Annotated in this window: 22 protein-coding genes and 1 pseudogene; 1 reads left to right on the top strand and 22 read right to left on the bottom strand. The window is 42.7% G+C overall.

The genetic code is table 11. The annotated features are described in order from the left end of the window. Window positions 1-180 precede the first annotated feature (180 nt). From DQQ01_RS05165 to DQQ01_RS05095, 15 genes are all read right to left on the bottom strand, one after another. Window positions 181-1167, bottom strand: coding sequence for a cell division protein FtsQ/DivIB (locus DQQ01_RS05165; protein ID WP_111918969.1), 987 nt, complete (start codon window positions 1165-1167; stop codon window positions 181-183). 11 nt (window positions 1168-1178) lie between these two features. Further along, on the bottom strand, window positions 1179-2435 hold the full coding sequence (murA, locus tag DQQ01_RS05160; RefSeq protein WP_308778961.1) for a UDP-N-acetylglucosamine 1-carboxyvinyltransferase: 1257 nt from the start codon (window positions 2433-2435) through the stop codon (window positions 1179-1181). A 68-nt stretch (window positions 2436-2503) separates the two neighbouring features. Beyond that, a complete protein-coding gene (locus tag DQQ01_RS05155) occupies window positions 2504-3595 on the bottom strand; it encodes an FtsW/RodA/SpoVE family cell cycle protein (protein ID WP_111918965.1) in 1092 nt (363 codons plus the stop codon). Between the two features lie 67 nt (window positions 3596-3662). After that, window positions 3663-5039 carry a UDP-N-acetylmuramoyl-L-alanine--D-glutamate ligase gene (gene murD / locus DQQ01_RS05150; RefSeq protein WP_111918963.1) on the bottom strand — a complete coding sequence of 459 codons (1377 nt, stop codon included), beginning with the start codon at window positions 5037-5039 and terminating at the stop codon, window positions 3663-3665. Between the two features lie 10 nt (window positions 5040-5049). After that, window positions 5050-6009, bottom strand: coding sequence for a phospho-N-acetylmuramoyl-pentapeptide-transferase (gene mraY / locus DQQ01_RS05145; RefSeq protein WP_111918961.1), 960 nt, complete (start codon window positions 6007-6009; stop codon window positions 5050-5052). A gap of 60 nt (window positions 6010-6069) precedes the next feature. Beyond that, window positions 6070-7731, bottom strand: coding sequence for a peptidoglycan D,D-transpeptidase FtsI family protein (locus DQQ01_RS05140; protein WP_199797997.1), 1662 nt, complete (start codon window positions 7729-7731; stop codon window positions 6070-6072). Between the two features lie 120 nt (window positions 7732-7851). Continuing rightward, window positions 7852-10005 carry a peptidoglycan D,D-transpeptidase FtsI family protein gene (locus tag DQQ01_RS05135; RefSeq protein WP_242980593.1) on the bottom strand — a complete coding sequence of 718 codons (2154 nt, stop codon included), beginning with the start codon at window positions 10003-10005 and terminating at the stop codon, window positions 7852-7854. A gap of 12 nt (window positions 10006-10017) precedes the next feature. Beyond that, the gene (locus DQQ01_RS05130) at window positions 10018-10500 is read right to left on the bottom strand and encodes a hypothetical protein (RefSeq protein WP_111918959.1); all 483 of its coding nucleotides are present in this window, start codon (window positions 10498-10500) and stop codon (window positions 10018-10020) included. Window positions 10501-10530: 30 nt separating this feature from the next. Further along, window positions 10531-11472, bottom strand: coding sequence for a 16S rRNA (cytosine(1402)-N(4))-methyltransferase RsmH (gene rsmH / locus DQQ01_RS05125; RefSeq protein WP_111918957.1), 942 nt, complete (start codon window positions 11470-11472; stop codon window positions 10531-10533). A gap of 18 nt (window positions 11473-11490) precedes the next feature. Further along, window positions 11491-11922 (bottom strand): division/cell wall cluster transcriptional repressor MraZ, encoded by a 432-nt coding sequence (gene mraZ / locus DQQ01_RS05120; RefSeq protein WP_111920828.1) that lies wholly within the window; start codon window positions 11920-11922, stop codon window positions 11491-11493. Between the two features lie 259 nt (window positions 11923-12181). Beyond that, on the bottom strand, window positions 12182-12331 hold the full coding sequence (locus DQQ01_RS05115) for an aspartyl-phosphate phosphatase Spo0E family protein (RefSeq protein ID WP_111918955.1): 150 nt from the start codon (window positions 12329-12331) through the stop codon (window positions 12182-12184). Between the two features lie 20 nt (window positions 12332-12351). Beyond that, window positions 12352-13449, bottom strand: coding sequence for a redox-regulated ATPase YchF (ychF, locus tag DQQ01_RS05110; RefSeq protein ID WP_111918953.1), 1098 nt, complete (start codon window positions 13447-13449; stop codon window positions 12352-12354). 83 nt (window positions 13450-13532) lie between these two features. After that, complete coding sequence (locus DQQ01_RS05105) at window positions 13533-14663, bottom strand: tyrosine-type recombinase/integrase (RefSeq protein ID WP_009262838.1); 1131 nt, start codon at window positions 14661-14663, stop codon at window positions 13533-13535. A gap of 99 nt (window positions 14664-14762) precedes the next feature. Further along, complete coding sequence (locus DQQ01_RS05100) at window positions 14763-14963, bottom strand: excisionase (RefSeq protein WP_111918951.1); 201 nt, start codon at window positions 14961-14963, stop codon at window positions 14763-14765. Window positions 14964-15123: 160 nt separating this feature from the next. Continuing rightward, window positions 15124-16611, bottom strand: coding sequence for an AAA family ATPase (locus DQQ01_RS05095; RefSeq protein ID WP_334293941.1), 1488 nt, complete (start codon window positions 16609-16611; stop codon window positions 15124-15126). 150 nt (window positions 16612-16761) lie between these two features. On the opposite strand from DQQ01_RS05095, the pseudogene DQQ01_RS18065 reads away from it, so the two are divergent. After that, window positions 16762-18212, top strand: a pseudogene (locus DQQ01_RS18065) (DDE-type integrase/transposase/recombinase). Window positions 18213-18481: 269 nt separating this feature from the next. On the opposite strand, the gene DQQ01_RS05085 reads toward DQQ01_RS18065, so the two are convergent. The 7 genes from DQQ01_RS05085 to DQQ01_RS05060 all read right to left on the bottom strand — a co-directional run bounded on the left by DQQ01_RS05085 (window position 18482) and on the right by DQQ01_RS05060 (window position 22569). Beyond that, the gene (locus DQQ01_RS05085) at window positions 18482-18913 is read right to left on the bottom strand and encodes a hypothetical protein (protein WP_242980591.1); all 432 of its coding nucleotides are present in this window, start codon (window positions 18911-18913) and stop codon (window positions 18482-18484) included. A gap of 15 nt (window positions 18914-18928) precedes the next feature. Then, window positions 18929-20476 (bottom strand): MobQ family relaxase, encoded by a 1548-nt coding sequence (gene mobQ / locus DQQ01_RS05080; protein WP_111918949.1) that lies wholly within the window; start codon window positions 20474-20476, stop codon window positions 18929-18931. A gap of 1 nt (window position 20477) precedes the next feature. Further along, a complete protein-coding gene (locus tag DQQ01_RS05075) occupies window positions 20478-20900 on the bottom strand; it encodes a DUF3847 domain-containing protein (RefSeq protein WP_111920827.1) in 423 nt (140 codons plus the stop codon). A 202-nt stretch (window positions 20901-21102) separates the two neighbouring features. Beyond that, window positions 21103-21507 carry a single-stranded DNA-binding protein gene (locus DQQ01_RS05070; protein WP_003019276.1) on the bottom strand — a complete coding sequence of 135 codons (405 nt, stop codon included), beginning with the start codon at window positions 21505-21507 and terminating at the stop codon, window positions 21103-21105. Between the two features lie 337 nt (window positions 21508-21844). Next, a complete protein-coding gene (locus tag DQQ01_RS16015) occupies window positions 21845-22015 on the bottom strand; it encodes a glycine zipper domain-containing protein (protein ID WP_165854708.1) in 171 nt (56 codons plus the stop codon). A gap of 27 nt (window positions 22016-22042) precedes the next feature. Continuing rightward, the gene (locus DQQ01_RS05065; RefSeq protein WP_111918947.1) at window positions 22043-22255 is read right to left on the bottom strand and encodes a helix-turn-helix transcriptional regulator; all 213 of its coding nucleotides are present in this window, start codon (window positions 22253-22255) and stop codon (window positions 22043-22045) included. After that, entirely contained in the window at window positions 22255-22569 is a 315-nt protein-coding gene (locus DQQ01_RS05060; protein ID WP_111918945.1) for a DUF6442 family protein, read from the bottom strand. The genes DQQ01_RS05065 and DQQ01_RS05060 overlap by 1 nt, the downstream gene beginning before the upstream one ends. Window positions 22570-22634 lie beyond the last annotated feature (65 nt).

Raw genomic sequence — 22634 nt, 5'->3', positions numbered from 1 at the left:
ACGGTATTTCCTCCTTTAGCTCCCTTGTATGGCTTGAAATGTGTATCACATTCATTTTCTTTCAATATACATATAGATATATAATAAATGCTTTTTTTAAATTAATCAACTGGTAAATTCACTTTTTAAAAATTTTTTAGACCTTTTTAAGAATTCTCTTCCTTTTTTCCAAAAGTTTCGTCAGCCTGCTGAATCTGAGCCGTCGCTGTACTCAATATCTGAGCCGTTTTTCTCCTGCCCGGACTCTGTATCCTGGGTATCTGAAACACGGTCTTCCCCGGAAGGATCTTCATAAGCGCCTGTTTCTTCCTCTGAGCCTTCCTCTGCGTCTGTGTCCGCCCCATCTTTTTCCCGGTCCCCCGACTCGCCGGTATCTTCATCGAGAATATCTCCTGATTCCTCTCCCTCCCGGGCATCTCCGGAATCTTCATCGGTATCCGCCTTTGCCTCCGCATTGTCAAAAACCACGCTTGCTGTATCCTCTGTAACATTTTCCAGATGAAGCACCCCTTTCATGCCTTTAAGCTGGGGGAGAATCCCGATAAGACGATTCATTTTCTCGTCCATATTTTCATCATTTCCCATATTTACTTCCACAGAGCCATAGTACAGAATCAACTGCTTCAAATCATTGAACATCATGCGGTCCGGTTTTTGTTCTGTCTTTTCCAGCATTTTTCCCACACTTAAAATAGTGTTCAGCCTTTTTTCCTTAATGCCCTTTATCTTTTCTCCCTGCTTTGCCCCTTTTACGCTCAGACCATCTATGAGAGGCACATCTTCAATGGGCGCATCTGTAATAATCTGAATCACACCCTGCCGGTCAAAGTTTAAACATTTTCCCTCAAAGGTAAAATAACCGATCATCTGCTTTTCTTTCACCTGCACTACCAGAGTGTTTCTATCTTTTCGCTTTATGGTTACACGGTCAATAAGTTCTTCCTCTTTTGTTTTTTCTCTGGTATTAATAAAACGCTCTGCCAGCAGTGTATTCTTTGCTGCAGGCGCGTCCAGAACCATTTTCTTAATTTTATCATCAGAATAAAACTTATTTCCTTTTATCTCTACCTTTGTAACCCGAAATCCCACGCAAAATACAATGAGAAAAACCAGGATTCCGATTACAAGAATCTCTGCCGCGATTCTGCGTATACCTTTTTTGCTCATAAACTTCCCCTTTAGTCCTTAAAAATCTTTGCTCCAAGCCTGGTCAAATCACCGCAGAGATCCTCATAGCCCCGTTCAATAAAATGACGGTTTCTCACACAGGTTTCTCCTCTGGCAGCAAGACCTGCCAGCACCAGTGCCGCACCTCCCCGCAGCTCCTGTGCAAATACCTCCGTACCCCAAAGGACGCCTCCGTGAATACTTGCACAGTTTTCGCAAACAGCAATATCTGCCCCCATTTTCCGAAGCTGAGGAGCGGCTTTAAAGCGATCTTCAAAAATCCGCTCTTCCATACAGCTTTCTCCCTCCGCGACAGCCAGAACTGCCATCAGAATTGACTGCAAATCCGTGGGAAATCCCGGATACACAGCCGTCTGAAGATAAGGAATGGGCTTCTTTGCATTCTGACCTGACAAAACCAGTTTACCACTGTTTCCGGTGTATTGTCCACCAATTTTCTCATAGGTGCTTAAAAGCGCCCCCATTTCCTCTGTCGGTGCATTGTGCAGCACACAGCTTCCTCTGGTAATGGCACAGGCGCACACATAGGTGCCGGCTGCTATACGGTCTGCCGGAACGGTAAATACAACGTCATGAAGCGGTTTTCCTCCGGTAATCACAAGTCTTTCACTGCCAGTCCCCTCTATCTCTGCCCCTGCCTGCCTTAAGAATCTGCAAAGCCAGAAAACCTCCGGCTCTTTTGAACAGCCGGTAAGCACCGTAACACCCTCTGCTCCCACAGCTGCCAAAATGGCATTCTGCGTAGCTCCCACACTGCTTTTTGGAAAATGATAGCTGCCTCCTGAAAGTCTATGGGCTCTGGCACAGAGAAAATCCTCCTCTTCCCAAATTTCCGCTCCCAAAGCTTTCAGGGCTGCCAGATGTAGATCCACAGGACGTCTGCCAATCACACAGCCTCCGGGATAAGGCACTCTGGCCTCCCCACAGCTTCCCAAAAGACTGCCAAGAAGCACAACAGAGCAACGCATACCCTTTCCAAGGACTCTATCTACCTGATTTCCCGTTATCTGTGCTGTATTCAGAAAAAGGGTATGCCCCTCCCAATGGCTCTTCACCCCCAGCCTGTTCAGAATTTTCTCCATTGCAAACACATCTGCGATTTTCGGACAGCCCTTTAAAATGGTTTCCCCTTTATTTAAAAGAGCGGCAGCCATCATTGGCAATGCCGCATTTTTAGACCCCTGTATTTTCACTTCGCCGTTTAAAGGAATTTCGCCAATAACCTTTATTCCATTCAAGCCATACACTCCTCTTATATTCTGATGAAAAATCCCTCATACTCTATTCTATGCCTCTGATTCGATTGTGTGCAGACCTAGGGTTCCTGATGTCGGCTCACAGACAGGGCAATACCCATTTCTCCTAAAAGGAACAGTACAGAGGTTCCTCCATAGCTGACAAAAGGCAGTGTAATTCCTGTGTTTGGAATGGTATTGGTCACCACCGCAATATTTAGAATCACCTGCATTGCCATATGTCCCATGATTCCTGCTGCAAGCAGAGCTCCGCACAGATCCCGGGCATGGGTGGAAATTACCATAAGCCTCCAAATAAGCATGCCAAACAAAAGAATCAAAAGACAGGCGCCTACAAGACCTGTTTCCTCACAGATAATGGAAAAGATCATATCATTCTGGGCCTCAGGCACAAAGCCCAGCTTTTGCAGACTGCTGCCAATCCCTCTGCCGAAAATTCCACCGCTTCCTATGGCATAAAGTCCCTGTATCGTCTGAAACCCCTTTTCATACGCCTCCGGATTTCGCCAGATTGCCAGACGCTCCAGACGGTAGCTTGCCATGCCCAGAAAAATCCCGATAAATACCACACCTGCTGCACCAATACCCAGAAAGGGCAGATATCTGGGATTAGATACAAAGATTAAGATGACCCCAATTCCCAGAATAATAATTGCCGTACTCAGATTGTTGGTTCCCACCAGCCCCACAATAGGCAAAAGCAGCGCCATGGTACCTGCCATATGAAGGATTCCCTGCTTTTTCTCTGCGCCTCTTATAATCACCCAGGTCAGAAGCAGGATTACTGCCACCTTTGCAAATTCGGAGGGCTGAAAAGACAGAGGACCTATGGAAAGCCATCGCTTAGAACCATTATACTCATCACCAAACAGAAGCACAGCAAGGGAAAGTAAAAGGGAAATCAGATAAAAAAAAGGCGCAAAACGCACCAGAACATGATAGTCCATACAGGAAATCAGATACATTCCCATAAGCCCCAGAGAAGTTGCAAAGAGCTGCTTTTTAAAATAATAGGCAGAATCATGAAATTTGACTCTGCCATTATACGCACTGGTGCTGTAGAGAAATACCAGACCGCAGACCAGCAAAAGCAGCACCAGTAAAAGCAATCCCTGATCCTGGCGTTCTGTTTCTTTTCTTTCTCTCTCCATTTTTATGCTTCCCTTCCGGCAGGATTCCCTTCAATATATGAAACCACGCCGAAATTTAGAAGTTTTTTTATTTCTGTAATTTTCTCACATATTCCTTAAAGCAGTCGCCCCGCTGTTCATAATTGTCAAACTGTCCCCAGCTTGCACAGGCAGGGGAAAGCAACACGGCATCACCCTTTTGGGCCTTTTCGGCGCAAATTTTTACTGCCTCCTCCAGGCTGTCTGCCAGAATGGTCTGATAAAATCCGCAGTCATGAGCAGCCTGTTCAATCTTTTCTCTTGTTTGCCCGATTAACACCAGATATTTTACCTTTCCGTCAAAAGACTGAATCCACTCCTCATAGGAGGACTCCTTGTCATAACCTCCGCCGATTAACAGAGTCGGGCGGTTCATTGCCTGAATCCCCTTAATGGCCGCATCCGGGTTGGTTCCCTTGGAATCATTATAATAAGCCACGCCGTCAATCTCTTCCACGAACTCAATTCTATGGGCAACTGCGCGAAACGCAGAAGCTGCCTTTCGGATAATCTCCCTGGGCACTCCGGCGCAGTATGCCATAGCTGCGGCTGCCATTACGTTTTCATAGTTGTGCTGTCCCAGAAGCTTTAATTCCTCAGTACGCACCAGCTCTATCTCTTCTGCCTCTTTCTTAAAGACAATACTTGTCCCGTCCAGGTACACCCCTTCCTCCAACTTTCTCTGACTGGAAAAGAATACCACCTTTGCCGGGCAGCGGCTTCCGAAGCCGCGAAGTTCTTCATCTTCATAATTTAAAATACAGTAATCGTCCTTTGTCTGATTTGCTGCAATCAGTTCTTTTACACGAATATATTCCGCCATGGTATGATGACGGTTTAAATGATCTTCTGTAATGTTTAAAATTGCAGACACATGGGGCGCAAAGGTATGGGCAGTTTCCAACTGAAAGCTGCTGATTTCCGCTACAGTATAGCTATCCTCTGTCATGGAAAGGGCTGCCTCTGTATAAGGATTTCCGATATTTCCCACCACAAATACAGAATCCGTATATGCCTTCATAATTTCTCCCAAAAGGGCTGTAGTAGTGGTTTTCCCATTGGTTCCCGTAATGGCAAGTACCGTTCCCTCGCTCATACGGTACGCCAGTTCTACCTCTCCCCACACCGGCACACCGGCTGCCTGCATACGCTCTACCGGAGGAATATCAAGAGGTACTCCCGGACTCATAACTGCCAAATCCAGAGTGGAAATCACCTGATCTGTCAGCTCTCCCAGAATAATTTCACAGGAGGAAGCTTCTGGAAGCTTCCCTCTGACTGCTTCTATTTCCAGTTTTTCATTTCCGTCATACAGGACAACCTGTGCCTCTGCTGCTTCCAGAAGCTTTGCCGCACCGATTCCGCTGATGCCGGAGCCAAATACCAGCACTCGTTTTCCCTGTAATTCCTTTTTTCCTAAGCTCATAATTTTACTCCTATACCCCCATTAATGCAATCAGACATAAGATAGCCGTGATAATGGAAAAAACGGCCACTACCCTTGTTTCTGACCATCCGCACAGCTCAAAGTGGTGATGAATGGGCGCCATTTTAAAGAAACGCTTTCCATGGGTTGCTTTAAAATAAGTGACCTGAATCATAACAGACAGCACCTCTACCACATAAATCAGCCCTATAATGAGAAGGAACAGGGGCATCTGCAGCATGTATGCCGTACCTGCCACAAAGCCACCAAGAGCCAGCGAACCTGTATCTCCCATGAAAATCTTGGCAGGATACACATTAAAGAGTAAAAAGCCCATTAATGCTCCCACAACCGCACAGGTAATAGGTTCAATACCGCTCTTTGTCCCAATGGCGATTACAGAGAAAAAGGTAGCAACCATAATGGTAACTGAGGAAGCCAGTCCGTCCAGACCATCTGTGAAATTGACTCCGTTTACTGTACCAATTACCACAATAAAAATAAGGGGAATGGTCAGGATACCGAAATCCAGCTCATGTCCCGGCATAAACGGAATTTTCATAGTCATAGGCACATCAGTAAATTTCACCAGATAAAAAGCAAAAATTGCTGTAACTACAATCTGGCATGCCATTTTCTGCATGGGCATCAGTCCATCGGAACGCTTCAGCACTACCTTTAAATAATCGTCCAGAAAACCGATGATGCCAAAGCCCAGAGTCAGAAACAGCACCGGAATAATCTTCGGATAATCTTTCACATAGAACAGGGACGTCACCACTGTAGAGAGCAGAAAAATAATACCACCCATGGTAGGTGTTCCTGCCTTCTTTAAATGGGACTGTACCCCTTCCTTACGTTCTGTCTGTCCCATTTTCAGTTTTCTTAAATAGGGAATTATCACCGGTCCTAACAAAACACTGACTGCAAAGGCAATCAGTACCGGGATAACCATTTTAAAATCTGTCATAGTACACCTCTTTTTTATGTATTTTTGCTCTTCCTAGTATAATGCTTTTTCCCTCATTTATCAACCTTCAATCCCCATATAGGGCAGAATATTCAAAAAGATATCTTTTATCACAGGCGCGGCAATGGTTCCTCCATAATAAATTCCCTGGGGATTGTGAATCACGCAGATTCCCAGCACCTGTGGGTTGTCGGCTGGGGTAAAGCCTAGGAAAGACGAGATGTAACGGTTAGCGCTTCTTGGCAGGGTCTGGGATGTAGCAGTCTTTCCCCCAATGGTTCTGCCCTCTATAGCAGCATTTTTCCCCGAGCCTTCTGATACCACCTTCTCCAGAATATACCGAACCTCCTGCGATACCTGCGCTGTGACAATTCCTGTCTTCTCCTCATATTTCAGTGTCTTCACCAGATTACCCTCCCTATCTGTCACCTTTACCCCAAAGTGCGGCGTAATTCTTCTGCCTCCGTTAATAAGAGAACTTACCGTAGTAGCAAGCTGTATAGGAGTAATCTGAAAAGACTGTCCAAAGGAAATGGTAGCGAGTTCTACCTCTCCGATATTTTCCTTTTTATGCATAATGGTCCCCGCCTCCCCCGGCAGGTCAATACCTGTTTTTTCCAAAAGCCCAAACTGCTGAAAATAGCGGTAATAATTGTCCACGCCCAAACGCAGCCCTACCTCAATAAACACCGGGTTGCAGGAATTCATGGCTCCTTCCACAAAACTCTCCGCCCCGTGTCCTGTCCTTTTATGGCAATGAATCTTTCTATCCTCCACCACCCGAAAGCCCGGACAGGAAAAACGATCCTCCCGGCTTACCACTCCCTGGGAAAGCCCGGCTGCCATAGTAATAATCTTAAAGGTAGAGCCCGGCTCATAAGTATCATTTATCGTCCGGTTTCTCCACATCTGGTTACAGGCGTCCTGCTTTTCCTTTTCTGTCATCTGAGAGGTATCTGTATTCAGGGTAAATGGCTCATTTAAGTTAAATTCCGGAACATTGGCATTTGCATAAATTTCTCCGTTCTGAGGATTCATAAGGAGAATGGAAACAGCCTCTGCCTGTTTTTCCTCCATAACCTTTTCTGCTGCCTGTTGGGCATACATCTGAATATTTTTATCCAGACTTAAATACAAATCATATCCCGACACCGGCTCTGTCCTGTGTTCTCCCAGCTCAGACAGCTCCACGCCTCTGGCATCTGTCGTAGTGAGAATCTTTCCGTTGATGCCTTGCAGCACGTCCTCATACATAACCTCTAGCCCTATAATCCCCTGATTATCGCCCCCGGTAAAGCCCAGCACCTTTGACGCCAGCTCCTCATAAGGATAGTCCCGCTTAAAGTCCTCATCTACCTTTACACCGGAAAGACCGTAGCTTCGGATTTTGTCCCCAACGCTTTTTTCCACATTGGTTTTCACCCGCTCAATGGCTGACACGGTTTCCACCCGCTTTTTGGCAGTTTCATAAGGCAGCCCCAGTTCCTTTTCCAGCATACGGATAACCTTTTGTGGTTCTTTTATCTGACTATGAATCACAGAAATCGTACACACGGCTCTGTTGTCTGCAAGCACCTCTCCCTTACTGTCCAAAATCCGTCCTCTGGCAGCCTTGATATCCCGCTCTCTTTCATGGAGCTGCTCTGCCTTTTTTGCATAATAATCTGAGCGGATTACCATTAGATAGACCATGCGGCCCATGAGCCCCAGAAGCATCAACATACAGCACAGAAATACCACAACGGTTTTCTTTTTATGATAGGTTCTGTTTTTTCTCAATTCTATGCCCCACAAACAGCTTATCCCTATACTATATGGCCGGTTTTCTGCTTTTTAGAACCTTTATCTTCTTATATCATCTTCCAGTTTTTCCATACCGTAGGCATCTTCTTCGTAGGTGGAATCGTCCTCCTCAATGCCTGCATCTTCATTGGTAATACCGTCTGTTTCTTCATCGTTTGGCTCCTCCTGGGGATCCCCATCTCCGAAGCCCTGGTCCAGAATAGTTCCGTAGGGATTGGAAACACCATCCTTTACAATATCTGTCATTTCCGGCACTCCGTAAAAGCCCTCCCACAGTACGGTTTCCTCGTCTGTAGGCTCGTCCTGATAAATATTCATGTAAGGCAGCACCTCGGACATAATCGCCTGCGCCAGATACTGAGGATAAGTACTGGACGCCTGTTCCTCCACGTTTGGGGTATCCACAACAGCGTAGACCACAACCTCCGGCTTGTCCAGAGGCGCAAAGCCGATAAAGGATACCAGATAATTTCCTTTTTCCTTTTCATTCAGCTTTTCCGCTGTTCCTGTTTTACCACCCATGGAATAGCCCTTTACCTTAGAAGATTTACTGGTACCGCTCTCCACACTCATTCCCATATATTCTCTGACGTCAGCAGAAACCTCCTGGGATATGGGCTGCTTTAAGATTGTAGGCGTAATGTTTTTTACCACCTTTCCGTCCTCATCAGTAATCTCCTTTACCAGATGGGGCTGATAATAAATTCCGCCGTTAATGGCTGCGGACATGGCTGCAATTTCCTGTATCATGGTACAGTTAAATCCCTGTCCGAAAGCAGAAGTAGACAGTTCCATTTCATACATATTGTCTTCTGAAAACAAAAGCCCGGTTTCCTCACTTGGCAGATCAATACCGGTTCTGGTGCCGAAATTAAATTTATTCTGATATTCCAGAAACAGACTTGCCCCCATTTTTCTTCCGATTGCCATCATACCGTCATTACAGGAGTTCTGAATAACTTCTCCCAGACTTTCTGCCCCGTGGCTGTCCGGATAAACAGCGCAGCGGACAAAATCCTCTCCGATTTTCTCTCCGCCGTCACACATAAAGCGGCTCTCTTCTGTAATTGCTCCGGATTCCAGGGCGCTTGCCACTACAATGGGCTTCACAACTGATCCCGGTTCAAAATTCTGACTGATACAGTAATTTTTCCACATGGAGAACAGAGCCTCCTTTGTCTGTTCATCGTCCATATTGGCAATTTCCAGTTCTGTATAGCTTCCGCTTAAATCCCTGGGGTTGTTCAAATCATAGGTTCCGGAGCTTGCCATAGCCAGAATCTCTCCGCTGTTGGGGTCTTCTACAATGACTGCAATGTTCTCGGCCCCCTTTTTCTTAGCGTTTTTCTTATTGTTTGGGCCTGCAGACAGGGCACGGTCAAAAGCGGAAATGTATTTTTCCACAATTTCCTGAATGGTGGCGTCTATAGTGGTTGTCAGGTTCTTTCCATTTTCTGCTTCTACAATGGTATGCTCCAGGGTTCCATTTTCCCCCATATAGCCGAATCTTCGTCCATTGCTGCCGTTTAAGGTACTGTTGTAATAACCCTCCAGCCCCCAGGTGGCAGTGTCTGCAGAATCTGTAAACCCGATGACATCACAGGCAAGACTCTCCAGAGGATAAATTCTCTTATAGCTTTCTTCAAAGTACACGCCTTTGACACTCTGCCGTCTGGTAATTTCCGCTTCTCCCAGGGCCTCCTTTTCTTCCTTGCTCTCCGGGACTGCCAAAGATGCCTCAAAGGCCTTTTTCTCTTCCATAGTCACTTCTTTTTTCAGTATCTGATACTGGCTCTCTTTTGTCGATTCCCCAGTTATCAGACCCTCCGTGGTTTCCTGGTCAATGCCGAAATACTCCTCCAGGGCAGCCTTTGTCGGATCCTTGTATTTCTTCTGGTTCCGGTTGATTTCCACACAGTCTAACACCAGATTATAGACCTTTACACTGTTTGCCAGTATAGTTCCATTTCGATCTGTAATGCTTCCCCGCTTAAAGGGAATTGTGGTATTGGTATACTGCTGCTGGGACTGGGACAATACCTGCTGGGAATATTTATTCCCGGATTTGGCATTGATAATGGTAATTCCTCCCAGTAAACTGACTAAAGCCAGCAGAGCACATGCAAATACCCCCGCCAGCTTTAGTTTCATCTTCTTTGTAAGTTTTCTCTGTTTTGCTTCGTCTTTTCTCAATCTTCCACCTGCTTATTCTTCCGGTATATCCTGATATTGTCTTACATAGCTGTTATTTCCCGGAACATAGTATTTAATCTGATCTTCAGTTACATATTCCATACCCAGTTCATCAATGGCGCGATCTCGGATTTTGTCCAAATCCATGCCGCTTACCACATCACTGTAATAAGCATCGTTGTCTGCTTTCAATTCATTGAGTTCCAGCTCCAACTGCGCCTTGGCGCTTCTCTGGGCTGTAAACTCCGCAGTCAGTTTGATATAATGTACGCAGGCACCTGTTGCCAATGCACAAATAAAGGTCAGAAAGACGATATAGCCTCTCCCCATGCTTGTACTGTTAGCCCGGTTCTTCTGTACCGTCCTGCTCATTTTTTTCTTTGGCCGACCAGGTACCTCTTCCAAACGGCGCGCAGCATTTCCATCTTCAAAATACGCTCCGCGCTTTTGCACTTTTCTATTGTCGTATTTGTTTCGGTTCCTTGTACTTGCCATGAAACTCTCCCTTATCAGGTTATTTTCCAACTACTGCTTCACTCTTTCAAACACCCTCAGCTTGGCGCTCTTTGAACGCTTGTTGTATTCCAACTCCTCTGCGCTTGGCAGAATGGGTTTTCTGGTAATCACTCTTCCCTTCGGCTGGTTTCCGCATACGCATACTGGAAATCCGGGAGGACAGGTACATGGATTTTCATTTTTCTTAAAAATCGTCTTTACAATCCTGTCTTCCAGGGAATGGAAGGTAATAATGCAGATTCTTCCTTCATCATTCAAAAGGTCAATCATATCGTCCAGCGTATTCTTCAACACGTCCAGCTCCTGATTCAACTCAATCCGGATTGCCTGAAATGTTTTCTTTGCCGGGTGCCCTCCGACTGCCCGCACTTTCATGGGAATAGCCCGCTTAATAATCTCTGTAAGCTCTCCCGTTGTTTCTATATCCTTTTCCTGTCTTGCAAGACAGATATGCTTTGCAATATTCTTTGCAAATTTGTCTTCCCCGTAATCCCGTATAATGCGGTACAGCTCACTTTCGCTGTAGTTGTTTACAATATCCTTTGCTGTACGGGGATTTCTCTGATCCATACGCATGTCAAGAGGGACATCTTCTCTGTAAGTAAAGCCTCGCTGGCTGTTATCCAGCTGGTAGGAAGATACCCCCAAATCTAAAACAATCCCATCGACTGATGTGATTCCTATCTTCTGTAGTTCTCTTTTCATGTTGCAATAATTGCTGCGGACGATGATTACCCGATCTTTAAAATCCTGTAACCGCTCTCCCGCAGCTCTTATTGCAGCTTCATCTTGATCTATACCTATCAAGCTCCCCTTGGCAGATAACTGCTGACATATCGCATAAGAATGTCCGCCGCCTCCCAGTGTTCCATCAACATAGATTCCGTCGGGTTTTACCCTTAAATTCCCAACTGTTTCTTCCAGTAATACGGATTGGTGTTTAAATTCCATTTTTCTCTCCTAGCATACTCAGATCATAATGCCCATACTCTGCATACCCTCTGCAATGGCATTCATGTCCTCGTAATTGCTGTTTTCCAACCATTTTTCCTTACTCCAGACCTCTATCCTTGTAAGATTTCCAGTTAATACCACATCTTTGTTCAGACCTGCAAATTCCCGCAGCGTTGCCGGCACGAGAATTCTCCCCTGCTTGTCCAGTTCACATACGGTTGCGCTGGCTACAAAGAAACGTAAGAAGGCTCTTGCATTTTTATCATTAAGTGGTAAAGCTTTCAGCTTTTCTTCAAAGGTTTTCCATTCGTCATTGGGATAAATAGACAAACAGCCATCAAGACCTCTGGTAAGCACGAACACTTCTCCCAACTCCTCCCGGAATTTGGAGGGAATAATCATTCTTCCCTTTGCATCAATTGTATGACTGTACTCTCCCATGAACATATGAACAACACCTTCTTTCGTGAAGAAGCGAATCTCCCCTTCGCTCCCTCCATGGTCCATACGGGGTACTTCTGCCACAAGCCACCCATTTGCTACCACTTATCACCACTTTCTACCACTTATGTGTTCATTCTATACCAAGAATGGGAAACGCGCAAGGGGGAACATATGTTTTTACTCAAAAAAAGAAGAGGGAAAAACCCGGAAAAATCAACGTTTTCCATAATTTTCCACCTCTTCTGTCCGCTCTTTCAAGCGCTCAGGCCTGCTTTTGCATATATTCTTCAATCAGCGTATCCAGGGATTGGCTGATAGCCAGGATTTTGGAAAAGCCTGCTTTATCTTCAATGGCTTTGTCGAGGATTTTTCTTGCTTCCTCGATTTTCTCCTGCAGTTCTCTCTGGGTCATGGCACCCTCCTTATACGTCTTTATACGTTAAATCGGAATAAAATTACATCTCCGTCCTGCACTACATATTCTTTTCCTTCCATGCGGACAAGTCCTTTTTCTCTTGCTCCTGCATAAGAACCGCAGTCCAAAAGGTCCTGATAATTTACCACTTCTGCCTTAATGAAACCTCGTTCAAAATCTGTGTGGATTTTTCCGGCAGCCTGCGGTGCCTTGGTTCCCACCTTAATGGTCCAGGCTCTTGTTTCGTCCTCTCCTGCAGTCAGGAAGCTTAACAGTCCCAGCAGACGGTAGCTTGCTACTATCAGTTTCTCCAGACCGGACTGTTTAATTCCTAAATCCTCCAGAAATTCTTTCTTTTCGTCTTCTTCCAGCTCGGAAATTTCCTGCTCGATTTCTGCACAGAGGGCAAAAACTTCACTTCCCGTTTCCTTTGCATATTCCCTCACCTTCTGCACATGAACATTGGAATCTCCGTCATCAGCCAGATCATCTTCAGAAACATTGGCTGCATAGATAACCGGTTTCCAGGTGAGAAGATTGTATTCCTTCATATATAATTCCTGATCCTCGTCCTCAAGCTCCAATGTTGCTGCCGGCTTTCCGTCCTCTAAATGCGCTTTCACAGCCTTCAAAAATTCCAGCTCCTTAGCTGCTTCTTTGTCCATTCTGGCAGACTTGGTTGTCTTTGCAATACGTCTTTCCAATATTTCCAAATCGGAGAAAATCAGTTCCAGATTAATAGTTTCAATATCTCTCAATGGGTCAATACAGCCGTCTACATGTACCACGTTTTCATCTTCAAAGCAACGTACCACATGGACAATGGCGTCTACTTCACGAATATTTGCCAGAAACTGGTTTCCCAGTCCCTCTCCTTTGGAAGCGCCTTTTACCAGACCTGCAATATCCACAAATTCAATTACCGCAGGCGTTACTTTTTTAGACTGATAAAAATCGCCTAAAAGCTTTAACCGCTCGTCCGGTACTGCCACAATGCCCACGTTGGGGTCAATGGTACAGAAGGGGTAGTTTGCGGATTCTGCCCCTGCCTTTGTTAAAGAATTGAATAATGTACTTTTTCCTACGTTTGGAAGTCCTACGATACCTAGTTTCATTTCTTCTATTTCCTCCTATAAATCCTTAGATTTCAAGGGATTTCAGCATACTTACTTTAACAGGTGGGCCATTTAGTGGGCCATCATATTGCCATAAGCGCTTCTGCTACCAAATCAATTTCTTTTTTCTTTTCTTCTTCGGTAGTATGAACATATAAGTTCATGGTAATTCCAATATTTGAATGGCCCAGTAGCATTTGAAGTGTTTTGGGCTTCATACCTGCTTCAATACATCTGGTAGCAAATGTATGTCTCAAAATATGCATTGAAAATCTAGGAATCTGTGCTTTGTCACAAATCTTAAACAATGCCGTATCATATGTACTGTTCTTAACTGGTGTCCCCTTTCTGCACAGAAACACAAACTCTTCCCATTCTTTTGAAATTTCTGAAATCCACTTATTCTTTTCTTTTTGTTTATTCAGTATAGTAACCGCTTCTTCTGTTAAAGGTATCGTACGATAACCTGATTTACTCTTTGGTTCTCCAATACGCCACTCTTTTACACTATAACGGTATTCCATACTCCTGCGAATCTGAATTGTTTTAGATTCAAAATCAATATCTTCCCATTTCAATCCAACTAATTCGCCTGTTCGCAATCCGGTTTGTAGAATAAATCGATACTGATTTTCATAACTCTGCCCTTCTGCATATCTCAAAAATATTTTTTGCACATCTCTTTCTAATGCAACTTTCTTCTCCGAAGGTTTTCCCATATCACTCTTCACTGACCTTTTACAGGGATTCGTTCGTAATACTTCATTTTCTTTTGCATATTCAAGCATATTATATAATGTAATTCTTGCTTGATAAATCGTGGACGTACGATAGCCTTGATCCGCCATATCATAAAATATCTTTTGACAATGTAGAGGTTTCACATCTGATAATGACATTTTCCCAATCAATGGTTTAATATTTCTTATATATCTCTCCGTATAATTACGAACCGTATTCGGACGGACTGTTTTCTTCTTTATTCCAATCCAGTAATCAAACCAATGATCCACCAACATATCAGACGGCATTGAAATATCACTATGTTCATCTACATAAATCGCATCTGCAAGCCAAGCTCTACACTCTTGTAGCTTTTTGAATCGTTTATGCTTTCTCTTTCCAAACCGATCTACAAATCTTGCGGAGTATAATCCTGTACTTTCCTGTGATATACCCACACCAAGTTCTTTGCCTTTTAAATCTTTTCCCATATTTTAGCTCCTTTCAAAGAAGCCCTAATACAGTATTTTATATTATACCATACCATTTTATCTTTGTGAATATTCAATTTCCATCTCATCTCCTATCTCTTAAATCTCTATATTTTCTGAAATAAATCTTTCAAATTCTTTTCTCTTTACAAGTTTTTTAGCTCCTACATAAAGTACAAATGGACATCGTGGTTCTTTTAATAAATTACTAATTCTATTTTGTCCAATATTACTATATTCAGCTGCCTCTTCAATTGTAAGAGCCACCTTTTCATAAATCGGTACATATGCTTTATTCATAATATCCTTTCCCTGTTTTTACGTGCATAGCATAAATTTCACCTCGCAATACACACGACCATTTTTTGAAATAAATGGTAAATATCTTTGACATTGGCGGCTGGCAAAGGTATCTATAAAGGCTGCCAATGCCAAAGTAATTTTTTGCCAATGTCTTCCTTTATTCTGTTGTTAACGCAACTGTTTTTCTTCCCTGACACCAGTCGTAGCTCAGTCTGTTTTCCAGCTGCTTTCTTGCATCTCTTCCTGTTCTGGAAGAGATCCCATAGGCTAGTAGTTCTGCCTCTAATTCTTCTAAGCACATCACTTTTCGTTTGGTTAATAACTCCAGGATCAACTTCTGTGCCTTTTCCAGTTTTGTTTCCTTTTTCGTTCCTGCTTTCCCCATCAGCAGATCTTCAATGGATATATCGTATTCCCCTAACCATTTTAAGCCTTCTTCTCCTAAAGAAAACGCTACCGGATTTTCCTTCTTAGCAAGAGAATCCTTTTGCTGATATACCACTCGGATATCCTGTTCCTTCTCTTTTTCCACCTTTTCTACAAATAAGATGCTTCGTACTGCCGCTGCGATATCAATAGATCCCAGGGAACGGTAATCGCTCTGACTTCCCGATGACTTATTCAAATGTCCAATGAGAACAATAGCACATCCAGTTCTCTCTGCAATCGTACTGAGATGTCGAAATAAGGGACGGATCTCATTTGCTCGATTCATATCCACATTGGCTCCCAGATAAGCCTGTATGGGATCCATGATCATGAGGCGTACATTGTTCTGACGGATGGCTTTTTCAATCCGATCGTCCGTCATAGAAAGCTGTTTTTCATCTTCATTGATGAATCGCACCCTTGTCATATCTGCACCACATTTTGCTAATCTAGGCTTAATGGTATCTGCTATCCCATCCTCTGCTGTTTGATACAATACATTAAAGGGTTCTATGGGAAGTGCATTGGGAAGTTCTTTTCCATTCGTACAGTATGCGGCGATTGCCATTGCAAGCCACGTTTTTCCTTTTCCCGGATTCCCCTGAATCAAAGTAACCTTTCCAAAGGGAATGAAGGGATACCATAACCACTGAACCACCGTTTCCTCAACCTCCGACATCTTGGTGACTGGAATCAGAGTTTCCCTGTTGTCTCGCAAGCAGATTTGTTTTGCCATTTCTTTTACATGAAGTCCTGCAACCAGACATTCATTCCAATCTTTTTTGGCTGGCTCTAAACGAAATACACAAAATTCCTCTGGAATCATGGAAACAAACTGCCTGCATCTCTCATTTCCAGGCTCATCATTATCCAGGCACAAATAGATAGACCTAATGTTTTTATGCTCCATATAGACCTGTTTCATCGCTGTTTCACTCAATCCTCCCAGAGAAATATAACTATGCTTTTCCCATTCTTCCGGAACTGCGGTGATATAAGACAAAAGATCAATGGGAGATTCAAACACAAACAGATTTTCATCCGTTCCTATATGGCCAAATCCATAGGTCTTTTCTGAACCTCTTGCTTCTCCACAATATCGTTTCTCATCGGTTCCCCGCATAGCTGCATATCTGGGATTCTCTTCTTTATCTCTTCCAACGAACACCACATTGTGATAGTTTTTACTTTCATAAATATCCCCCTTTGCAATCATCGGTAGTGTCAAAAACTACCCATTTTTTATTGTTTAAATCTATTAAAAACCTTGATTTTTAGGGAAATCTGCAATAAAAAGAGCATTGACCTCCCTTTTTTTGTATAATGTCAATCGCCAAACCAACATCCCCGAAAGGAGCCAATGCTCATGGACATTATACAATACTTACTTTCTTTTATTCAATACCAACACCAACAAATCTGCTGGCTTTTAAATTTTATCTGCAGATATATCCCTCTTAAACAGTGGGCTTTCGATGATTCTCATTCTCCCAAATATCAAAAATTCAAAGTTGATGAACTTCCGGTCATTAAAACCTTTGTCAAACAGGACTGGCAATTCCTTCTAGAATACTATACATGGAAGTATCACAAATCACTCAAACCAGTGCAACGACGCAATGGAAAATCCATTCCTGAAGATACCATCTGCCCCTTATGCGGTGCTCCACACCATTTCATCTATGACAACAATGGTGGAAACGGACAATACCAGTGTAAAGTTTGTGGTCAGACTTTCATCTCAGGTGAAGTAGCTTCTGCACCTGTTCGTTTCATCTGCCCTCACTGTGGTAAGACCCTTGTAGCTAAAAAGATCGCGCAAGTTCTTTCGTATACATAAATGTGTAAATCCGAAATGTCCTTATTATCTGCACAATCTCAAAAAAGTTGAGAAGAAGGATCTAAAAGAGGACTATGGCAAAAATAAATATAAACTCCATTACATCTACCGTGAATTCACTGTAGATTTCTTACCATGGATTTAAATTCACTACCTAAGAATGCTTCATCCTTAAAATTTTCCAAACACAACGCACACGTCATGTCTCTTTGCCTGACCCTACATATCAACCTTGGATTATCTCTAAGAAAAACATCCCAAGCACTAAAAGACCTTTACAACATCAGCATCTCCCATCAGCAGATTGCTAACTATTGCAAAACTGCGGCTGTTTGCATTAAGCCTTTGTTGATCATTATGACTATAAAACAGGAGATGTTTTTACCGCTGATGAAACCTATATCAAAGTAAGAGGAATCAAAGCTTATATCTGGTTTATCATGGATGCTGCAAGTCGTTCTATCATCGGATACCAGGTCTCAGACAACCGAAGTGTCGGTCCCTGTATCCTTGCAATGAGAATGGCTTTTCGACATCTCACAGAACTACCGAAAAAATTTAAATTCATTGCAGATGGATATAGTGCATATCCACTAGCTGCCATGGAGTTTGCTAAAAAATTTAAAGATGATTTTAAATTTACCATCACACAGGTTATCGGTTTAACCAATGATGACGAAGTTTCAAAAGAATTTCGTCCTTATAAACAGATGATCGAACGTCTCAATCGCACCTACAAAGTTTCCTACCGAACTACCAATGGTTTTGATAATTATGAAGGTGCCAATTACGATTTAGCCTTATGGGTTGCTTACTATAATTTTCTGCGCCCACACAAGCACAATCATTATCAGGTACTCAACAAAGCTGATATGCTAAATGGCGCTGATAATATGCCAGGTAAATGGCAACTGCTCATTTTCTTAGGACAACAGACCATCTTAAACCTTCAAACTGAAAGTTCTAATTGTTCTTAGATTCCGAGCCTGAGGTAATATATCCAGCCATCGAAAGCAACGCTTTCGGCTTGCCCTTGATGGCACGCAAAAGAACTGCTACACTGCTGTATTCGACGGAAGAAGTTCTAACTGTTCTTGAGTTCTTCGCCGTCGGTGATTTATCTACAGCAGTTCTTTTGCGTGCTGTCAAGGGTGGCGTAAACTTACCTCAAACTAACATATCTGCAATTTTCAAGGTTCATCTGAGCCTTTTTCTTATCGCTCAGTTTTTCATAACTCAGTTGACACTACCCAATCATCTGATCTACCAGTTGTTCCGATAGTTTTCTCTGTTCAATGAGATACTTCCTTGCAACCTCACAGCTTTCATTTCTTTCTGGCAATTCCAATCCAGGCAAGGGGATGGGGCAGACCTTCTGTCTGCCTGCATCTTCCTTCGCCGTTCTTCTGTTGGTTTCTCCAACTCCCTCTTCTCCTAATAATTCTTTGACTGCCTCTGCAAAAGAAAGACCGTAGAATTCTTTCATAAAATCGATGGCATGACCGCCTTTATTCTGACTAAAACGATACCATTCGTTCTTGTTGATCATCACACTGTCATGTCGTAACCACCGGTATTCCTTTCCACATCGTTTGAACTGTTCTCCTCTCCCAGAAAGAAAAACATATAAATCGGTATCATCTGCTCTTTGAATCTGTTCTCTTGTATATTCTTCCATCTTCTAAAATTCCTCCTATAATTCCATTCCATGATGTTTCTTCTTTGGTTTCATGGTTCTCACTGCTTCTTTTGTTTCTGTGGATTGCTCCCGTTTGTTTGTTTCTGGAAGAGAGACACCTTCTCCTTCCTCTGCCATCAAAGCTTCCACATCATTTTTGACTTTCTCATACTTTCGTAGCATCGCATGGATCCGTTTATCTTCTTTTCGTAAAGCAGCAATCTCTTCCGATAAACAATCTGCTTCTCGCTTCCATTTTCCTTCTGGTATTTTTCCATTCGCATCCAGATTTTCTTTTAAGATCCTTTCCGAACGATAATATCCGTTAAGTTCCTTCTTATGTTCCTCTTTGAATTTTTCCCTGCCAAAATATTTGTTCTTTAATTCCAGATAAACAGGTCTCGTTTCAAAATACTCTTTCATTGCATAAAGGTTGACATTGACCCTTTGTAAAGCAGCTAGTTGTTTTTTCAACCTCTGGCTCACTTCCTTCAGCTGAGTATCGAATTCCTGGATTTTCTCTGTCAGCTGTTCCGGGGTTCTCACATCCTGCTCTTCCAGAAAGCGGATCGTCTCTGCAAATTGTTTCAGATTTGTATTCTTCGCCTTTTGTGTTCCATAAGCGTAAGATTCTGCAACTGCATTTCTCTTGTCATAATAGTTTCTTAGATAATCTGCTAAAGTTGGCTGATGTAAGAACAGCATCCGTTCCATCAACTGGCTTTGTCGAAGCAAAGACCATTGAAGAAGATTCTTTGCCCGTTCTTTCATATCATTTAAGGCTCGGATGAGTCGGTTTAAACTTCCCAATGCGGTTGAAATTCCTCTTGCTTCCATTGCCTGTACGTTCGGTCCTTCATGCACCATCGGGATCTTATCAATCCCCCGTTCCTCATAAGATCTGGCATCGACTCTTTCTGTAAGTCCTTTTTCTTCATACAGTTCATTACACATCCTCGCCCAGGCACTTCTCAATTCTTCCAAGGTTTCTTTCCTGCTCCAATCCGTTGTATGTACCGCCCGAAATACCGGTTGTCCTTTCTGATTCAAAACCGGCTGTCCATCCGGTGTTAATACTGGAACCTTTTTTTGTTTTTGTCCCCAGGTACCATCTTCCTGTAAAGGGCGGATGGGAACCATGATGTGCATATGGGGATTGGGTATTTTATCCTTTGCCTTCTTCGGATCATGGATTGCCAGATCAGCGATCATCCCTCTTGCGACTAACTGTTCTTCTACAAATCTTCTTGCAAGCTCAATATTTTCTTCCATAGAAAACTCATTCATCAAGGCAATATCAAAGCTGTGTGCCAGCTGTGCTTTCTTGTTTCCTTCAATCCATTCCACCTCATTCCAAAGGGTCTCCCTGTCTTTGAATCTCTCCGGAGCCTGTTTGGGAAGATGGATCTCCGCTAATACCACACCGCCTTTTGTCGTATAATCACTTACTTCCCCATAATATGTACATTCCAGTTTTGTACCGGCTCGGTAAGCAGCACTAGCAATGGCAGACTGCCCTTTTCCTCTGGATAATTGATTTAGATGAAAGTGATAACATCCCATCTTACTCATCTCCCTGTGGCAGTTCACCTCGCTGCATCGCCTTTAATAGTGCTTCCTCTTCTGCGAATTCTCGTTCCTTCGCTTCTGCAGTTTCCGCCCGTCCACGAACCATTTCATGAACGACATCACAAAACTTACAAGCGGGATCATGAAGAAGTTCATCCATCAGCTGATAAAATTCCGCCTCTGTCAGATATTTGGTATCTTTACAGATTGCTTCTATGGCTGCTCCCTTCTGGATCAACAGATGGGTTCGTGCCTTTCGCTTTTTCTTTTTCTGTGTGTCTAGATAGTTCAAGGATCTCTGGATCCTATGCTCTGCCTGTTCCTTCTCAAGCTTTGCCTGTTTCAATGCAGCTTCTGTTTTTTCAATCTCATAAAGTGCTTCCTTCGTATATTCCTGAAATGTTTTCTTCTTCGCCATATCGTTCTTTTCCTCCTTTTTCAACTCTTCCATTTTCTCTGTTACGGGATAGGCATTTCTGCCGGAAGGGAAACCCTTCTTCGGATGGATCATCCGCAAACACTTTCGGAATTCCCCTTCAGAAAGATGCTACTTCCGTAGGACGCACATACCTTTTAAGGTATATAAGTGCGCTCTTCTGCTTTCAGCATCCGAGTTATTCTTACTCAAACGGAAGTTCTTCTCCATCTGGAAGATGCATAAATCCATCCGGATCGGTATCTTCTTTCTTTTCTGATCCTGACAGTTTCTTCCCTTCTGCGAAATAATGTTCTTCTACGATCACATTGATGGTATAAACTTTATTCCCCTCCTGATTCACATAGCTTCCTGTCTGGATCCGTCCGCTTACTAAAATCTTCAACCCTTTTTGCAGATATTTTTCTACAAACTCAGCATTCTTCCCAAAGGTAACACAAGAAATAAAATCTGTTTCTGCCTTTCCATCCTTTCGATATCGCCTGTCTACTGCCAGCGTGTATCTTGCCATTGCAGTACTGTTTTCATCCTGGAGATATTTCACCTCCGGATCTTTTGTCAGTCTTCCCATTAAGATTGTTTTGTTCATGTAGTTTCTCCTTTCTCTTTTCGTTTTTTCTTTGTTCTTGAATCAGGCCCGATTCTTTTAAGGCAAATGTAATTTGTTCCTCATATATCAGAACGTAGAGAGGGCTTTTTACAAATAAAAAAGGAATTTTATTTTTTTGCTCTCATATAACGAAAGGCTCAGAGGGGAAAATACAGGGTGGAAAAGGAAATTTTTTATTTTTCTGCACAAAAAAATACCCCTATGACTTCAAAATCGAAATCATAGGAGTATTTAGTCCTACCTACTCAGTGGGGTGTTTTACATTTTGTTTTACACATGTTATTACAGTGTTTTTCGGTTCGACAAGCTGAAATTGTTATTCATCTTTTGTTTTTTTCTTATAAACAATTGTTCCAACAGAACTTCCAAGACATATGCCAATTGCTATGCCTAACGCAAGATTATCTAAAATAATTCCGAATACTACACCTAAACATAACCCGACTGAAATTCCATTTCCAAAATAATTTTTTTTATCCTTCATCATAATACCTCCTGCAAAGTCAACTTTTTATTATTCATCAAAATAGAATAATTCCTCAAATTTTTTATCAAGTGCTATACATATAATCAATGCTAATTTCGCCGTTGGATTAAATTGTCCTGTTTCAATAGAACTAATTGTATTTCGGGATACCCCAACCATTTCTGCTAATGCCGATTGCGAGAGTTTTTTTTCTGTTCTTGCACGCTTTAAATTATTTTTTAATACCAATTTATCATCCATTAGAATAACCCCATACAAAATTTATAAAAAAAGTAAACTGCCAATAGTAAAAATACAACACCGCAAATTATACTCCATTTCTTCTTAAGTTTAATCCCTTCATAGGTAAATCCCAATCCTGATGTACAAAACAAAATAGAAATTATATCTGCCGGAGACTCCATACAAAATAGTTTAATGAACATTATAATAATGCCTAAAACAGTAAGCCCCCAAAGAGAAAAAGCATCTCGTTTTGTACGCACACTCTTTTCACGTTCATCTCCATAAATATTTTCTTTTTTACTTCTAGCTAAAATTTCTTCCTTATTCATTGATATTCCCCTTTCTTAAATGCCAAGTTTTATTTACATTCATAATATACCACTACCAAGTTTAC

The organism is Blautia argi (genome assembly GCF_003287895.1).
Classification (GTDB): Bacteria; Bacillota; Clostridia; order Lachnospirales; family Lachnospiraceae; genus Blautia; species Blautia argi.
The sequence above is the reverse complement of the archived record's forward strand: the minus strand, read 5'-3'. Positions and strand labels throughout refer to the sequence as shown.

What these genes read in the sequence shown, in the direction of transcription:
- DQQ01_RS05130 (WP_111918959.1), bottom strand. Translation starts at nt 10,500, where the DNA reads ATGGCAAGTACAAGGAACCGAAACAAATACGACAATAGAAAAGTGCAA.
- rsmH (WP_111918957.1), bottom strand. Translation starts at nt 11,472, where the DNA reads ATGGAATTTAAACACCAATCCGTATTACTGGAAGAAACAGTTGGGAAT.
- mraY (WP_111918961.1), bottom strand. Translation starts at nt 6,009, where the DNA reads ATGACAGATTTTAAAATGGTTATCCCGGTACTGATTGCCTTTGCAGTC.
- DQQ01_RS05165 (WP_111918969.1), bottom strand. Translation starts at nt 1,167, where the DNA reads ATGAGCAAAAAAGGTATACGCAGAATCGCGGCAGAGATTCTTGTAATC.
- mobQ (WP_111918949.1), bottom strand. Translation starts at nt 20,476, where the DNA reads ATGGGATGTTATCACTTTCATCTAAATCAATTATCCAGAGGAAAAGGG.
- DQQ01_RS05070 (WP_003019276.1), bottom strand. Translation starts at nt 21,507, where the DNA reads ATGAACAAAACAATCTTAATGGGAAGACTGACAAAAGATCCGGAGGTG.
- DQQ01_RS05060 (WP_111918945.1), bottom strand. Translation starts at nt 22,569, where the DNA reads ATGAATAAGGAAGAAATTTTAGCTAGAAGTAAAAAAGAAAATATTTAT.
- DQQ01_RS05155 (WP_111918965.1), bottom strand. Translation starts at nt 3,595, where the DNA reads ATGGAGAGAGAAAGAAAAGAAACAGAACGCCAGGATCAGGGATTGCTT.
- DQQ01_RS05100 (WP_111918951.1), bottom strand. Translation starts at nt 14,963, where the DNA reads ATGAATAAAGCATATGTACCGATTTATGAAAAGGTGGCTCTTACAATT.
- DQQ01_RS05065 (WP_111918947.1), bottom strand. Translation starts at nt 22,255, where the DNA reads ATGGATGATAAATTGGTATTAAAAAATAATTTAAAGCGTGCAAGAACA.
- mraZ (WP_111920828.1), bottom strand. Translation starts at nt 11,922, where the DNA reads ATGTTCATGGGAGAGTACAGTCATACAATTGATGCAAAGGGAAGAATG.
- ychF (WP_111918953.1), bottom strand. Translation starts at nt 13,449, where the DNA reads ATGAAACTAGGTATCGTAGGACTTCCAAACGTAGGAAAAAGTACATTA.
- DQQ01_RS05075 (WP_111920827.1), bottom strand. Translation starts at nt 20,900, where the DNA reads ATGGCGAAGAAGAAAACATTTCAGGAATATACGAAGGAAGCACTTTAT.
- DQQ01_RS05095 (WP_334293941.1), bottom strand. Translation starts at nt 16,611, where the DNA reads ATGATTGCAAAGGGGGATATTTATGAAAGTAAAAACTATCACAATGTG.
- DQQ01_RS16015 (WP_165854708.1), bottom strand. Translation starts at nt 22,015, where the DNA reads ATGATGAAGGATAAAAAAAATTATTTTGGAAATGGAATTTCAGTCGGG.
- DQQ01_RS05085 (WP_242980591.1), bottom strand. Translation starts at nt 18,913, where the DNA reads ATGGAAGAATATACAAGAGAACAGATTCAAAGAGCAGATGATACCGAT.
- murD (WP_111918963.1), bottom strand. Translation starts at nt 5,039, where the DNA reads ATGAGCTTAGGAAAAAAGGAATTACAGGGAAAACGAGTGCTGGTATTT.
- DQQ01_RS05105 (WP_009262838.1), bottom strand. Translation starts at nt 14,663, where the DNA reads ATGGGAAAAGATTTAAAAGGCAAAGAACTTGGTGTGGGTATATCACAG.
- DQQ01_RS05140 (WP_199797997.1), bottom strand. Translation starts at nt 7,731, where the DNA reads ATGTTGATGCTTCTGGGGCTCATGGGCCGCATGGTCTATCTAATGGTA.
- DQQ01_RS05115 (WP_111918955.1), bottom strand. Translation starts at nt 12,331, where the DNA reads ATGACCCAGAGAGAACTGCAGGAGAAAATCGAGGAAGCAAGAAAAATC.